This window comes from Negadavirga shengliensis (genome assembly GCF_042652345.1).
GTDB lineage: Bacteria > Bacteroidota > Bacteroidia > Cytophagales > Cyclobacteriaceae > Negadavirga > Negadavirga shengliensis.
In genome coordinates, this window is record NZ_JBHSJJ010000001.1 from 598050 (window position 1) to 612085 (window position 14036).

General features: G+C 45.8%; 13 protein-coding genes. 3 read left to right on the forward strand and 10 right to left on the reverse strand.

Annotation, left to right across the window (positions count from 1 at the left end):
* Positions 1–500: 500 nt before the first annotated feature.
* Entirely contained in the window at positions 501–1100 is a 600-nt protein-coding gene (locus ACFPFU_RS02445; protein WP_377061146.1) for an FISUMP domain-containing protein, read from the reverse strand.
* A gap of 146 nt (positions 1101–1246) precedes the next feature.
* Here ACFPFU_RS02445 and ACFPFU_RS02450 point away from each other — a divergent pair, with 146 nt between their 5' ends.
* Both ACFPFU_RS02450 and ACFPFU_RS02455 read left to right on the forward strand, forming a co-directional pair.
* The gene (locus tag ACFPFU_RS02450) at positions 1247–1576 is read left to right on the forward strand and encodes a PadR family transcriptional regulator (protein ID WP_377061147.1); all 330 of its coding nucleotides are present in this window, start codon (positions 1247–1249) and stop codon (positions 1574–1576) included.
* A 3-nt stretch (positions 1577–1579) separates the two neighbouring features.
* Complete coding sequence (locus tag ACFPFU_RS02455; RefSeq protein ID WP_377061149.1) at positions 1580–4198, forward strand: ABC transporter permease; 2619 nt, start codon at positions 1580–1582, stop codon at positions 4196–4198.
* A gap of 123 nt (positions 4199–4321) precedes the next feature.
* Here ACFPFU_RS02455 and ACFPFU_RS02460 read toward each other — a convergent pair whose 3' ends face one another.
* From ACFPFU_RS02460 to ACFPFU_RS02495, 8 genes are all read right to left on the reverse strand, one after another.
* Entirely contained in the window at positions 4322–5587 is a 1266-nt protein-coding gene (locus tag ACFPFU_RS02460) for an amidohydrolase/deacetylase family metallohydrolase (RefSeq protein WP_377061151.1), read from the reverse strand.
* Positions 5588–5599: 12 nt separating this feature from the next.
* On the reverse strand, positions 5600–6823 hold the full coding sequence (locus tag ACFPFU_RS02465; protein WP_377061153.1) for an aminotransferase class V-fold PLP-dependent enzyme: 1224 nt from the start codon (positions 6821–6823) through the stop codon (positions 5600–5602).
* Positions 6824–6853: 30 nt separating this feature from the next.
* The gene (locus ACFPFU_RS02470; RefSeq protein ID WP_377061155.1) at positions 6854–8104 is read right to left on the reverse strand and encodes an amidohydrolase/deacetylase family metallohydrolase; all 1251 of its coding nucleotides are present in this window, start codon (positions 8102–8104) and stop codon (positions 6854–6856) included.
* A gap of 19 nt (positions 8105–8123) precedes the next feature.
* On the reverse strand, positions 8124–8879 hold the full coding sequence (locus ACFPFU_RS02475) for a carbohydrate-binding family 9-like protein (protein WP_377061157.1): 756 nt from the start codon (positions 8877–8879) through the stop codon (positions 8124–8126).
* Positions 8880–8898: 19 nt separating this feature from the next.
* On the reverse strand, positions 8899–10683 hold the full coding sequence (locus tag ACFPFU_RS02480; RefSeq protein ID WP_377061159.1) for a PQQ-dependent sugar dehydrogenase: 1785 nt from the start codon (positions 10681–10683) through the stop codon (positions 8899–8901).
* 280 nt (positions 10684–10963) lie between these two features.
* Positions 10964–11851: a MerR family transcriptional regulator gene (locus ACFPFU_RS02485; RefSeq protein ID WP_377061160.1), complete on the reverse strand. Its 888-nt coding sequence runs from the start codon at positions 11849–11851 to the stop codon at positions 10964–10966.
* Positions 11848–12297: a sterol desaturase family protein gene (locus ACFPFU_RS02490; RefSeq protein WP_377061162.1), complete on the reverse strand. Its 450-nt coding sequence runs from the start codon at positions 12295–12297 to the stop codon at positions 11848–11850. Before ACFPFU_RS02490 ends, ACFPFU_RS02485 begins: the two co-directional genes overlap by 4 nt.
* A 41-nt stretch (positions 12298–12338) precedes the next feature.
* The gene (locus tag ACFPFU_RS02495; protein WP_377061164.1) at positions 12339–13004 is read right to left on the reverse strand and encodes a carotenoid biosynthesis protein; all 666 of its coding nucleotides are present in this window, start codon (positions 13002–13004) and stop codon (positions 12339–12341) included.
* Between the two features lie 141 nt (positions 13005–13145).
* On the opposite strand from ACFPFU_RS02495, the gene ACFPFU_RS02500 reads away from it, so the two are divergent.
* Complete coding sequence (locus ACFPFU_RS02500; protein WP_377061166.1) at positions 13146–13451, forward strand: DUF4286 family protein; 306 nt, start codon at positions 13146–13148, stop codon at positions 13449–13451.
* A gap of 41 nt (positions 13452–13492) precedes the next feature.
* On the opposite strand, the gene ACFPFU_RS02505 is transcribed toward ACFPFU_RS02500, so the two are convergent.
* Positions 13493–13999: a hypothetical protein gene (locus ACFPFU_RS02505; RefSeq protein WP_377061168.1), complete on the reverse strand. Its 507-nt coding sequence runs from the start codon at positions 13997–13999 to the stop codon at positions 13493–13495.
* Positions 14000–14036: the final 37 nt, after the last annotated feature.

The following is a 14036-nucleotide window of genomic DNA, read 5'->3' on the forward strand; positions in this document are numbered from 1 at the left end:
TTTTCAACGGCACTCATGAATGCTGACGCATTTCTGAAAGCAATTCACAACATAATTTCTTTAATACATCGTACAGAAACGGCTCGTTTTTTTTCTCCGGTATGCCGATTTAATAGGCCAGACCCTTTCCTAAAATATGAAAATGACCCTTAGTATTTATTCGGCTGCTGAGCCTGTCGAAGCAGTGATTCCTAGCTAAGATACAATTATTCGTGGACCTGGTTGGTTTTTTCAACGGCACTCATGAATGCTGACGCATTTCTGAAAGCAATTCACAACATAATTTCTTTAATACATCGTACAGAAACGGCTCGTTTTTTTTCTCCGGTATGCCGATTTAATAGGCCAGACCCTTTCCTAAAATATGAAAATGACCCTTAGTATTTATTCGGCTGCTGAGCCTGTCGAAGCAGTGATTACCTAGCTAAGGTACAATTATTCGTGGACCTGGTTGGCTTTTCAGCGGCACTCATGAATGCTGACGCATTTCTGAAAGCAATTCACAATGCAATTTCTTTAATACATCGTACAGAAACGGCAAGTTTTTTATCCCCGGTATGCCGATTTATTAGGGTAGAGCCTTTCCCAAAATTATAAAACCATGCTTCGGCACTGTCATACTCCGTTGCGGTCCAATAAAATCCATGAGCTTCAAGCCGTTCATAACTTCCATTCGCTTCCCGGTTGCCTCCCAATAAAGCATTGAATTCAGCACTGCCTCCTTCCAATAAATTGAAGTAAGCTGACCTGCCCTTGTCCTCCGAGTCACTCATTATACCGCCGTAATACCGGGCCAGGGTTTGCCATTCCTCATTCGTGGGTAATCGCCATCCATTTCCAAGGTTACTACAACCATTTTTGGCAGCTTCCCATGTATACAGGCGCCCGTACCGTCTGCAAAGGAGCGTATCATCTTGTTGGCAATATGATTCAGGCATATCAATACGCAAATTTTCAGTCATCCAAACCCTACCGTCTGACATCATCTTGGAACTAATGCCTTTGTTATCCAAACTCCGCAAACAGCGTTCATCCGTGTCCGTTTTTTTTGAACAATTCGTTGCAAGAAACAATAAAATCAAGACGGAGAATCTTTTCATTACGCTAAATATACATTTTTTAGACACAGATATCACCCGTTTTTATACTTATAAAAGTATTTAAACTACAATTAAGATAAATATCTTTTCATTTGTCTTTGAAGTGAATTCTATATTAACTACATTTAAGAAAAATATCATGTCCAATGGGTAAATATCAACTTGGAGAATTTGAAGAGCTGGTGCTTTTGACGGTAGCCGTCCTGCATGGAGAAGCCTATGGCGTGGCCATAGTGGAGGAAATGGAGCGGAGACTGAACAGGAAGGTGAGCATAGGTTCTTTGCAAACGGTTCTTAGGCGGCTGGAAAAGAAAGGATTCCTTTCTTCTGCTTTCGGTGAAGCCACCCAGGTAAGAGGAGGTAAACGGAAGCGTTTTTTCACCGTCACGCAGGATGGCAAGAAGGCCATGGAAGAAGTGAAGGAACAGCGGATGGAACTTTGGAATGCCATCCCCGGCATCGCTTTCAAATTCTGACTGATGAAACCAAAAAGAACCGATCCACAACCACCTAGGCCATTTCTGCGGTTCTTCCGCTGGTTCTGCCATCCGGATTACATGGAGGATATAGAAGGGGATCTGCGGGAAAGATTTGAAAAGCGGTTAAAGCACAGCAGCGTGGGGCGTGCAAAGTGGGAATTCGTAAAGGATGTAATCAAATTATTGAAACCAGGCCTGATCCGGCCTGTTACCCTACATTATCCAACAATTTGCTCAGGCATGTTCAAAAATTATCTGAAAGTGGCGTACAGAATATTCAACAGGGAAAAACTGTATGGCTTTATCAATGTGTCAGGTTTGACCATGGGGTTCGCCTGCTGTTTAATGATCTTCCTTTTTATCAGGGATGAACTGCGTTATGATGATTTCCATCAGGACGGAGACCGGATTTACCGGGTAGCTTCCGCTTACATGCGGCAAGGGAAATGGGAACCCTATTCCTCCAATTCCTGGAGAACCGGAGAATTGATTCAGGCCAACTTCGGTGAAATAGAGCAGCTTGTGAGGATCAGGGACAGTGAAGAGATTTTTAGCTACGGGGACAAGCACATTTACGAGAAAAGGGTGGCTACCGTGGATGAAAACTTTTTTGAGATATTCAGTTTCCCGTTGATCAGGGGCAGCAGGGAGGAAGCACTTAAAGGCCCCAATAAAGTGGTCATCTCTTCGTCCACGGCCGCAAAATATTTTGGAAAGGACGAACCCATCGGAAAAGTCTTTGACGTGCGGGATGGTGCATTCCAGCTCGAAGTAAGCGGCGTAATGGAAGACATGCCGCCCAATTCCCACTTCCATTTCGACTTCCTTATCTCCGGCGAGACGCTCAGGCAAATGGCACCTCCGCAGCTTTTTACCCATGTGGGTTGGGATTCCCAGTACCTGTACATCAAAACCGCGCCGGGAACTGATCCTGAAACCATAGCCTCCCGGTTTCCTGATTTCATCAACCAAAACCTGGACCCCTTTAATTCAGGCAATTTCAAACTTTTCCTCCAGCCCTTACGCTCTATTCATCTTCATTCCGATAATGGCCTGGAAATAGAACCTAATGGCAGCATGCACCAGGTTTATATTTTTTCTATCATAGCTGTTTTTATACTTGTCATAGCTTGCGTGAATTACATGAACCTCACCTCATCCAGGTCTTTGAGAAGGGCGAGGGAAGTGGGTATGCGAAAAGTATTAGGCGCCAAAAGAGCCGATCTAGTCGGCCAGTTTTTGAGCGAATCCTTTGTCATTACCTTTTTGGCTATTTGCATTGCTTTTGTACTTACCTTTCTCCTTTTACCCGAATTTAACCGTTTTGCGGGAAAAGAAATCTCCCGGAGCGTGCTTTTCAGCGCGAAAGTACTATACATACTTTTGGGAGCGCTGATTGTTCTCGGATTCTTTTCGGGCACCTATCCTTCCCTTGTGCTTTCCTCCTTCAAACCCTTAAACAGCATGAAGGGAGAGGCTTCAGGAAAACCTCTTGTATTATTCAGAAAAGGATTGGTGATTTTCCAATTCATCATCGCCATTGGGTTGATAGCCTCTTCTGCCATTGTCTTCAAGCAATGGGAGTTTCTAAAAAGCAAAGAATTGGGTGTGAATAAGGAGATGCTGTTGTCGGTGCCACTGCAAACCATGGACAGAAACCAATTGGATGCCTTTAAGCATGAATTAGCTTCAAACGCCGCTGTCATCAAAACAGGGACAGCCAATATGAAAATGCCGGGATGGATATCCAACAGCACAACTTATGTAGCTGAGGATGTGGAAGCAGATGAAGAAGAGGGGAAAAGCATGAAGATCATAAGGGTTGACTTTGATTTTCTTGATGTGGTTGAAGCGGAAATCCTTCAGGGAAGGAACTTCTCCAAGGATTTCCCTTCGGACCCCACCTCATCTATTGTTCTGAACGAGGCCGCAGTAGCCCAACTGGGCTGGAATGACCCTTTGGGAAAGTGGATGGAGTTAAACGGACAAAGATTCAGTGTAGTAGGCCTGGTTAGGGATTTTCATTTTGAATCGCTGCACAGGGAAATCCCGCCAACCATCTTTATACTTTCTTCGGATTGGCTAAACTGGGTGTATGCAAGGATAGATGGACAAAATGTTCCGGCTACGCTGGCGCATATAGAAAGCGTTTATTCCAAATTTGTGACCAACAGGGAGTTCTCCTATTCATTTATGGAGGAAGACATTGAGCGGCAGTATGTCGCCGAAGAAAAGTTTACCCAGATATTCACCATCTTTACCTTCCTGGCCATTGTTATTGCTTGTATGGGCACTTTTGGGCTGATTTCGTTTACCACATCGCGTAAGTCAAAAGAAATAGGAATCAGAAAGGTACTTGGTGCTTCCGTGGGATCGGTGACATTTTTGCTGATCAGGGAATATATTATCCTGCTGCTGATTGCCAGCTTGGTGGCCTGTCCGGTCGCTTATTATTTTATCAGCAGCTGGATTGAAAATTTTATTTACAGGACAACGATCGGACCCTGGCCGTTTGTGCTGGCAACGATGGCAGCTGTGCTGATAGCCATCGCCACTTCCGGCTTCCGTTCATTGAAGGCAGCCCTCGCCAATCCCGTAGTGTCCTTGCGGAATGAATAATGTGCCGGTCATAAAACGGGCTTTTTCATTATTGTATCCGTTTTTAAAAAATAATCCTGTAAACCGTGGATTTCCGATCGGTTTACAGGATTTGAACAGATTGCTTGGAGGAGTTTATGCTTGTTATCTTGACCTGGCTGCCACTACGGGCTCGGCAATGCCGTTGAGGTCATAGACAATCCTGCCGTCTTTGATGGTCATCTCACATTCAAAGCGCCGGTCGGTTTCCACCTTATCTCCGGCCCGGTCCCAAACACCAAATTTGCCTTCTCTAATACCAATAACGGCGACATCAGCAATGGCACCTTCCGTCAAATGCCCCAACTCTGTTCTTTTGATCACCCTGGCAGGCTCCCAGGTACTGGCTTCAATGATGTGGGGGACTTCCATTCCAAGAGCCATGAAGGTGGTCATCACATTCAGCATGTCTTTCATGGCGGCATTCATGCTTCCCCCATGGAGGTCCGTGCTGATGGTGTTGGGGTATAAACCGGCTTTGATCGCAGGAATGGCTTGTTTCAACTCAAAACTTGCTCCTCCATATCCTACATCAAATACAATCCCCCTTTTTTGAGCCTCCAGCACAAAAGGTTGAAATTCCCTTGTCTCCCGGTCTACCACCGTTTCCCTTGCTCCGTTCAATTCCGCATATACGTGGGTATATATGTCTCCTGGTCTCAGCCTTTCAAAGAACAATTCCCGGATAGAAAGTGGCTCAAACGCCGTGGAACCACCAAAGTCGATGATTACTGGCATATCGGCTATTTCACCTGCCTGCACCGCATTGTCTACGGGAATCCAGTCCCTGTTGCCATAATGCGCTACTTTAAAGCCAACAATATGCTGACGGTTCTGTCTGGCTACCATGGCCGCAAGCTTGGGGTCCATGTCACCCGTATTTTGCTCCCATGCTCCGCCGCGCATGCCTTCACCGACAATATTCAAAAACGCCAACACCCTCGTCCTACTGGGATCAATGATGTTTCTTTTAAAAACATCAAAGTTTCTCCATCCGGGGCCTCCACAATCCACGATGGTGGTTACGCCGACCCTGAAAGTGAACCCATCCGGCGGCACGGCTACCAGGCCGTCGCTAAGATAATGATTGGGCTGCGTGCCATGGAAAACATGGCCATGAATATCTATCAGGCCGGGAGTAACCAGCAGACCCGCTGCATTTACCACTTGTTTGGCATCACCGGCAGCGATATCCTTGTCAATCTTTGCCACTTTCCCATCCTTAATGGCCAGGTCCATGATACCGTCGATCTTGTTTTTGGGGTCAATCAATCTTCCCCCTTTTATCAACAAATCATAGGATTGGGCAGAAAGTATTCCGGTAATTCCGAAAAAAAAGCCAATTAATAATAATCTCAATTTACAAATCATCTTTATAGGTTTTTAAACTTTAGCAGCATTCAATTCTTCCTGTATTCTTTTGGCAACTATTCTTTCTTCTTTTGGCCTGAGCATGAATACAGTCAGGTTGATCGTGTTGTCTCCACTCCCCATTACCTCGATAGAAGGATCACCCATACGCAATTTTTCCTGAAGCTCAGTTCGTGTAATCGGAATTCGTTGAAGGTCCCAGGAAATCTTCAGGTATGGGGTATGGTTGGCTATCGGCGGTACAGAAACCTCCGTTGTGACACTTTCAACTTTTTCCGCAGCTTCCGCTATATGCGCGACTTTGTCTTCCCAGGATTTCCATTCCTTTTCGTGGTCTTTTTTAATATACAGGTCCAAAGCCACATACATTCCCAGGATCTCCTCCTTATTTACTTTCATGCCTCTTCCGATAGTTCCGCCCCTGGGGGGTGCACTTAGCCTGGCGGCCTCTATCAAATCTTTTCTACCCATGAGTATGCCGGCACTTTGGGGTCCCTTCATCGCCTTACCTCCCGATACACATACCAGATCAAATCCCATGTCATTGTACTTCCATAGGTTTTCCACAGGAGGAACGTCCGCCGCCATATCGATCATGGTGGGGATACCATGTTTTTTGCCCAATGCCACCCACTCCTCATGTTGTATCTTTCCATCAGGAGCTTGGTAGTTCAGAAACCACATCATTGCCGTTTTGCTGTTGATGGCCCTATCCACATCCGCGGCGGTTTCCACCTCCACAATGCGCACACCGGTGTTGGTAAGGGCGTGGACATAGCCTACATTATGGCTTTTTTGAACGATCACCTCCGACTTCATCCCTTCCAGGTTAGGCAGTTGGGCGATTTTCTTCTTATCTGTGCCGGTAAGTATCCCGGCCAAACCCAATACCATCGCCGACCAGCACCCTGCCGTAACCGTAGCGGCTTCCGCATGACATAGTTTGGCTATTTTTTCGCCCACCTTATCCTGCACTTCATCCAGCATCGCAAAATGCTGTGAGGAAGAAACGATCGTATCCATCACTTCCTTGGGCATCAGCGAGGCCGTCATCGCAGTGTAGGTACCCGCAGCATTGACAAAGGTTCTTAAACCCAATTCTTTGATCACATCCCTTTTAGGAACAAATTCAGTATCATCCTCCCAGGTAGGTGCCATGGAAAACCCGGTTCCCATAATCCCGCCCACCAGGGGAAGCGCTGACAGTCTTTTCAGTAATTTTCTCCTGCTAATCATTATTGAAATCTTATTTTTAGTTACTTCTTATTATTTGCCCCAGGGTTTTCCGGCAAGCCCATTTAAATCCCAAACCACCCTGCCGGCTCTGAGCGTGAGCTCTGTGTCCAGTTTTTGGGAGCCTTTATCAGACTCACCTGCGGAATCGAGAAACCCGTATTCCCCTTGATGCAAGCTGAAAATGGCCAAGTCTGCTTCAGCACCTTCCGACAAATGTCCTAAATCCTCCCTTTTTATTACTTGGGCGGGCTTCCAGGTAGATGCTTCAACAACGTCGTATAAACTCATCCCCAGATTCATCATTTTGGAAACCACATTGAGCATGTCCTTCATTCCTGCATTCATGCTCCCGGTGTGAAGATCGGTACTGATGGTATTGGGCCACAACCCCTGTTTTGTAGCCGGAGCGGCCACGTTATAAAAGAAGCTTCCTCCACCATGTCCAACATCGAAAATCAACCCCTTTTTCTGGGCCTCTATCCAATGAGGCCATACCGTCCCCTTGTTATCCAAGGCCGATTCCTTGGGCCCGTGTCCGGAGTGGTCTCTTCCATACATGTGGGTAAGTATGTCCCCTGGTCTTAACACCTCAAAAAACAAGGTTTTCAACGGCAACGCCGGATCGGCACCGCCCAAGTCCACCATCACGGGAATACCGGCTTGCTTACCTGCCTCTACTGCCCTTCTGTAAGGCTCCCAATCATGCCCGCGGTAGTGAGCGATTTTAACTCCGATTATCTCAGGAAACTGATTGGCAACCATGGCCGTCATTTTTGCATCCATATCGTTAAGGTCCTGTTCAAAGGGCACCACTCCCCGCATGCCATCCCCTACAATGTTGATAAAGGCGAGGACCCTGGTGCCGGAACGGTCAATGACCTGATCTTTAAAAAGCTGGAAATTTTTCCAGCCGGCACCTCCTGCATCTGCCACCGTAGTGACGCCCGCCCTGAAGGTAAAGCCATCCGGTGGAAGGGCGGTAAAACTATTGCTCAGGTACCTGTGGGGCACCGTTCCGAAAAAATGGTGACCATGAATGTCCACAAGTCCCGGGGTCACAATCAGCCCGTCCGCCATGATGACTTTTTTGGCTTGACTGGCAGGAATATCCTTTGCTACCTTCGAAATGACGGAACCGGTAATGGCCACGTCCATGACCGCATCAATCCCGTTTTTAGGGTCAATGACCTGTCCTTGTTTGATAAGCAGATCATATTCCTGAGCCTGCGCGGACAGGACAGCCCACAATGGCATCAACAATATAAGTAACGGTTTCAGCATATGATTGATTTTCAACAAGTTAATTAAATTTTATCGTCCCAAAAAACCGGGGCAGATGGAAGTCCGGCTTTGGGTTGTCTACCTTGTTCCAGGTAAAATAATGAGGGTTACCTGTTCTGCTCCCTGTTTTATAAAAATTGGCTTTCCATTTTACACCAGGTGCGGGTATAGTCACCTTGCCGTATTGGGACAGCATGGCCAGCGGCACCTTGTACTCTATGGTCCACACGGTGTCTTTTACCAGTTCGGGAACCACCTCTCTGGGCATAGAATGGGCGATCTCTATCTTACGGATCTGGTCCGGATCCAACACACGGTAGGTTTTCCTTGGCTCGGTTACATAGTGGAGCAAAGGGGTCCCTCCCGCATTGATTTCCAGGTTGAAATAGGTGAGGGGACTTTCGACATCCGGAGAAAAGAAGAATTCCACGCAGGAGTCTCCGGACACGTGTCCGTTGATTTCCGTCACCTTGCTCTGCACATACCTGTCCTGTACCCGAAATATACCGTAGATGTATTCCTGGTCATAGAGCAGCTTGGCATGGGTAACCGGTGCAAAGGCCGGTTTATCCCCCATGTAGTGTGTCAGTTCTACAGCATCCACATTTTTCCAAATCTCCTTGTCCCAATCCGCATCGATGGTAATGGACCCCGAAAGGGGATTCACATGATAAGTGTTTTCAAGCGTTTTATCGTCTTTCATAAAATCTTTTGAAGTGTACATCAGGGAGGCGATTGCCGCGATCCAAACACCTAAGTTACTAATCGAAAGCATCGTTTTTTAGTTTAGTGTGTTAATTTGCTTTCCCAGCGGCCAACTGGTCCCTTACCCGTTGCACTTCCCCGGCAGAGACGCTGTTGGCATTGTTACCGAAGCTTCTTCGGATATAGGTAAGTACAGATGCCAGGTCATCATTGCTCAGAAAGTTGTGGGCGGGCATGATTTGATTGTATTCTACGCCATTTACGGTGATCGGACCTTCCATACCGTTGAGCAGGATTTCGATCAGTCTTCTCTTATTGCCTGTGACCCATTCTGTTTCGACCAGAGGTGGGAAGCGGGTACCATCCCCCTTTCCATCCCGCTGGTGGCATGTGCTGCAATACTGGTTGTATATCTTGGCGCCCGTTTCCAGCATACCCACCTCCAGGTTATCCTTTTCAGGATCGGGATACTTGATGTTGGTACGGGTGTTCTTTCGCTCTTCCAGCTTGTCAAGCGCCGCCTGGCCAAAATCTTCTTTCTTCCCTTTGTACATTACCCTCCAAATTTTACCCTGAACGCTTTCAGTGATGTAAAGCGATCCATCAGGCCCCACGGACAGTCCCATGGGACGGGCGGCAGCGTCACCGGTATTCACAATGGTATCCAGTTGCGCAAATCCGTCCGCAAAGACCTCCCAAGGCCCCGAGGGCCTGCCATTCTCAAAAGGGACAAATCCCACGAAGTAGCCGGCCTGAGGATAGGGCCCACGGATGGTAGAACCATGATACGCGATAAAAGCGCCGTTTTTATACCTGTCGGGAAACTGGTTACCGCTATAAAACAGTAGGTCGTTGGGCGCAAAGTGTCCTGGAAACCCCATAAGTGGATAGGTAATCTCTTCAGGGTTGGCTTCTATCTTTTTGTCCCCGCCATATTCAGGATTTCTAAGCTTTTTACCCTGAAGCTGGTCGTAATAATAATATGGCCAGCCCCCATCTGTGCCTTCATCCACCCGGAAAAATTCTTCCGAAGGTAAAACCGCACTCTCCCAGGGAGAATACATATCCGGCCAGGTTCTGTTCATATTGTCCCTGCCATGCTGCACCACATAGAGCGCATCTTCTTCCTGATTCCAAGACATGGCCACCACACTCCTTATACCGGTAGCATACCGGTAGCCATGCTCCTGTTGGGTCTGATTCAGTTTATTGGCGTCAAATCTCCAGATGCCGCCGTGCCACTCCAGTTGTGGACAAGGATACATGCCCATGGACCCCGGCCTTCGGTTAAACTCTTGGCACACGTCGCCTGGAGATCCAAAGGGAACATACAGGTGTCCCTCATTGTCAAAAGCAATCGGCTTAGCTATGTGTTCGTAGCCATGTTCCGCATTTCTATAATCATCTCTCACGATAAGCTCCACTTCTCCTTCAGGAACGAGCTTGTCTGGCTCCAGTTTGGTCCGGTATACTTCACCGGCTGTACTAAAATAAAGATACCCGTTGTATATCCTCATTCCGGTGCCATAATTACCGGTGTCCTCATAATCGCCAAAGACTTCCACTATATCCGCTTTTCCATCATTATCGGTATCTCTGATAGCCACCAAACCCTGCCCCGCCTGGTTCGGAACCCGCAGCTTCACATAAATGTCGCCATTGTCGTTTACCGCCAGATGCCGGGAACGGCCTACGCTGTCCACGACTACCACCGCTTCAAAACCATCCGGAAGAAACAATCCCCCGTTATCCGGATCGCCGTTAGGTAAATTATCTCCCGGGCTGCAGGAGAGAATTAAAGAAATGCCTAAAAAAAGGGAAACCAAAACGGATAAACGCAGCTTTCCCGCAAAACTCAATGATTTACCTGTCATTGTGCCAATGTATTGTGAATAGATAAATAACTAAAATGGTATCTTTGAAATGGGAGGATATACCATACATGTTTTGAAATATAACACGTTTCTATAAAATTTCCTTTAAAGAAAGGATTAATTATAAAAAAAAATTACTTAAGTGGAAATTACATTATTAAAATGGTTAAAATATTCAGTGTGAAGTATTTCGTCCTATTATTATTTTTCTTACTAATCATTAGGGTGGACAGGCAATTTAAAAACCCCGGCACTCAGTCCATCATCCGTCACCTCAATTTCAGGCCACGTTTGTCAATGTGGTCAGATAATCTTTGATGTCCTCAAGACGTTGCATCACTTTCATGTTGGAAGGTATTTTAAGGTCCTGACTCAACACCTGGTACCCCGATATTAAAATACGGCTCGCCGGAAAGCGTTCACTTAAGGAATTCAGATAGCGCTGCACATGTTCTGCAGCTGGAGAGCTGGTGACCACGGTCAGAAGGTAGTCAGGCCGGTGTATTTCACTCACCGCGTTCACGTCCTCATCAGGAGTGTCCTGGCCCAGGTATAAGACTTTGTGACCGTGGGATTTCAATAAATAACATGAAAACAGCAAAGATATTTCATGTAATTCCCCCTGCGGTAAAAACAACAGAAACTTTTTCCCCCCTCCTGAATATATCTGGCCGTCTATCGCCACAATGAGCTTTTGTCTGACCAGGTTACTCACAAAATGTTCTTGCCCCGGATGGATGTTTCCTGTCTGCCAAAGGATCCCGATTTTGGAAAAAAAGGGGCAGATGATCTGAAGCATGGTCATTTCAAAACCCATTCTCAGGATATTGGTGGAAATGATCTTTTCGAATCTTTCTTCATCCAATTCTACCATGGAAATAATAAGGGCATGAATCTGGTCACCATAAGTAAGCGATTTGTCGGTCAGTGTAAGGACTTCTTTCTTGATTTCATCGGAAGACATCCTGGCTATTTTACTGATTTTATAACCGTTGTCATTGAGTAAAGCCACGTTGAGGATCAACTTCAGATCCTCATTTTCGTAGTACCTTATATTGGTCTCCGTTCTTTTAGGCGCGAGCAGGTTGTACCTTTGTTCCCACACCCTCAGCGTATGGGATTTGATCCCGGAAAGTTGCTCTAAATCTTTTATTGAGTAATATCTCATCTCCTTTTTTTCGCTTTAAGAAACCTGAATGGAACAATAAACAACCCGAATGATACTGCATTATGCTTTTGGTTGTGAGCATGGTGTGCCCGGTGAGCACGGATCATCGCCGCCAAATATCCGCTTTGAGGGCCTTTGAATAATTTCATTCTTCTATGGATCAATAGGTCATGCAGTAAAAAATAACTTATCCCATATAAGCTCATGCCCCAGCCCGTCCAGAACCTGAAGTCATAGCCGTCCATTCCAACTACTATCAACAGAATGGCTATCCCTCCAAAAAATAACGAAAAAAGGTCATTTTTTTCAAAAATGCCGGTTTGGCGCATATGATGAGTTTTATGGATATTCCAGAAAACCCCATGCATAAGGTACTTATGGATGACCGCACCCGAAATCTCCATGCCTATAAATCCTATCCCTATAAATAGTAATGAATACACCATCCGTTACTTAACTTATTGCATTCGCAAAATGTTTCTACGCATTATAAAATAAAGGAAAGCAAACCAAAAAAGAAGATCAAATTCAAAAACATGAGGGGATTGAGTACATTGTATTTTCTAAAATTCAGCTTTCTGTAAAAAAGATGAATCAAAAAAGCAATTGCAAACCACCCCAGGTAATTGGAAAGGGGTATCTGCTGATCCTCCCATTGCCAGAACCCCAACTCCAAAGCTACCGGTTCCATGTTCAGGTCCAACAGGACCATCAGCAGGGCACCGGCCACCGCCGCCAGGTAATCGTTCCAGATTACGGTGTGAATAATACCCCCGGTGATGTACACCAGCAGGAACCAATTCAAGCCCAATATCCAAGGGACACCGAATATCTTGGGGCCTAAAAGATCTCCATATGAATAGCTTCCAAAAATAAGGCCGGTCTGCACCCCGATTATCTCCGAGATCATGCCCCCACCAAAAGCCAGCAGCATAAAAAGCCAAAACCTGATGGTCCAATCCCGGTGAAAATACAGCAGGATTGCGCTACAAAGGAGGAGGTGAAAAGGCGTCAACCATTGGAACAATGGACGGGTAAATTCTAAATACATGCCGACGAACCCTACCACATGCAAGATGATCAGGCTTAATTTCCCCCACAAAATCCTGCTGCCCTGTTCCGTCGCTTGGAACTTAGCGGTGTATTTCCTCATAAAAATGGACTTTATTCTGCTTCCTTATACGGTTTTTAATCATATTCATTATTAAAGACGATTGGACCTGTTTTGTTTGAAAGAATTCCCTTAATTTTATAAAAGGATTTTTTCAAAAATAAGGAAATAAACATATACCGTATGATATTATATAATGTAACCATCAACATAGACGTCGATAAAGAGGAGGAGTTCATAGACTGGATGAAGCATGTCCATATGCCTAAGGTGATGGAGACAGGGATGTTCTTTGATTGCAAATTTTTCAGGCTAATACAGGAAAACACCGGAGAAGGGGTAAATTATTCTGCCCAATACTTTACAGAAACCTTTGAAAAACTGCAATTATACCAAGAGCAATTTGCCGACGTTTTGAGGAGCGATATCAAAGAGAAATTCGGAAATCATTATGTTTCCTTCCGGTCCGTTCTTGAGTCGGTTGATTAACCCATGCCGCCGGATATCCATAAAAAAGTGTACAACCAGGATCAGCCGGTACTCAGAAGTTTCAGCTCCCCTTTCCGCTTGATGATATGAAGATCAAAATACTCATTGATAAAAGATTTACACCGGTTTTCTGCAAACTCCGCCCGGGAAGGGCTGTCATACAATAAAGTCATTCTCAGCAGGGATTTCACATAAGATTCATGATGCCCCAAAGCTTTCAGCCAACTTCTAAGCTGTTTCCGCCAATCTTCCTGGTATTTTTCAAAATGGCTGCGGCCATCGAACAGCAACTCCAGCTGATTGGACCCGAATCTATACCGATAAATCCCCGAAAGCTGTCGGTAAACAATGGAAATGCCGTCAAGCGGAAAATTGGTGTTGGTGAGAATCTGCAGGTAGGTGTCGTCCTTTAATCCCAGAGGGTTATACATTTGCGTATAGGATTGTTTAAGCTCCGTCACCATCATGACCAACATTTGCTTTTCCATGGTATGTTGGGCTTGCCGCAGGATATAATTTTTATCTAGAGGAAATAATTTCTGAACCATGGTATCTGCTTATGGCTGCAATTTAACTAAAACACCG

Bases quoted from the DNA above. Each gene is read 5' to 3' on its own strand.
- ACFPFU_RS02445 (WP_377061146.1), bottom strand. From the start codon at position 1,100: ATGAAAAGATTCTCCGTCTTGATTTTATTGTTTCTTGCAACGAATTGT.
- ACFPFU_RS02450 (WP_377061147.1), top strand. From the start codon at position 1,247: ATGGGTAAATATCAACTTGGAGAATTTGAAGAGCTGGTGCTTTTGACG.
- ACFPFU_RS02455 (WP_377061149.1), top strand. From the start codon at position 1,580: ATGAAACCAAAAAGAACCGATCCACAACCACCTAGGCCATTTCTGCGG.
- ACFPFU_RS02460 (WP_377061151.1), bottom strand. From the start codon at position 5,587: ATGATTTGTAAATTGAGATTATTATTAATTGGCTTTTTTTTCGGAATT.
- ACFPFU_RS02465 (WP_377061153.1), bottom strand. From the start codon at position 6,823: ATGATTAGCAGGAGAAAATTACTGAAAAGACTGTCAGCGCTTCCCCTG.
- ACFPFU_RS02470 (WP_377061155.1), bottom strand. From the start codon at position 8,104: ATGCTGAAACCGTTACTTATATTGTTGATGCCATTGTGGGCTGTCCTG.
- ACFPFU_RS02475 (WP_377061157.1), bottom strand. From the start codon at position 8,879: ATGCTTTCGATTAGTAACTTAGGTGTTTGGATCGCGGCAATCGCCTCC.
- ACFPFU_RS02480 (WP_377061159.1), bottom strand. From the start codon at position 10,683: ATGACAGGTAAATCATTGAGTTTTGCGGGAAAGCTGCGTTTATCCGTT.
- ACFPFU_RS02485 (WP_377061160.1), bottom strand. From the start codon at position 11,851: ATGAGATATTACTCAATAAAAGATTTAGAGCAACTTTCCGGGATCAAA.
- ACFPFU_RS02490 (WP_377061162.1), bottom strand. From the start codon at position 12,297: ATGGTGTATTCATTACTATTTATAGGGATAGGATTTATAGGCATGGAG.
- ACFPFU_RS02495 (WP_377061164.1), bottom strand. From the start codon at position 13,004: ATGAGGAAATACACCGCTAAGTTCCAAGCGACGGAACAGGGCAGCAGG.
- ACFPFU_RS02500 (WP_377061166.1), top strand. From the start codon at position 13,146: ATGATATTATATAATGTAACCATCAACATAGACGTCGATAAAGAGGAG.
- ACFPFU_RS02505 (WP_377061168.1), bottom strand. From the start codon at position 13,999: ATGGTTCAGAAATTATTTCCTCTAGATAAAAATTATATCCTGCGGCAA.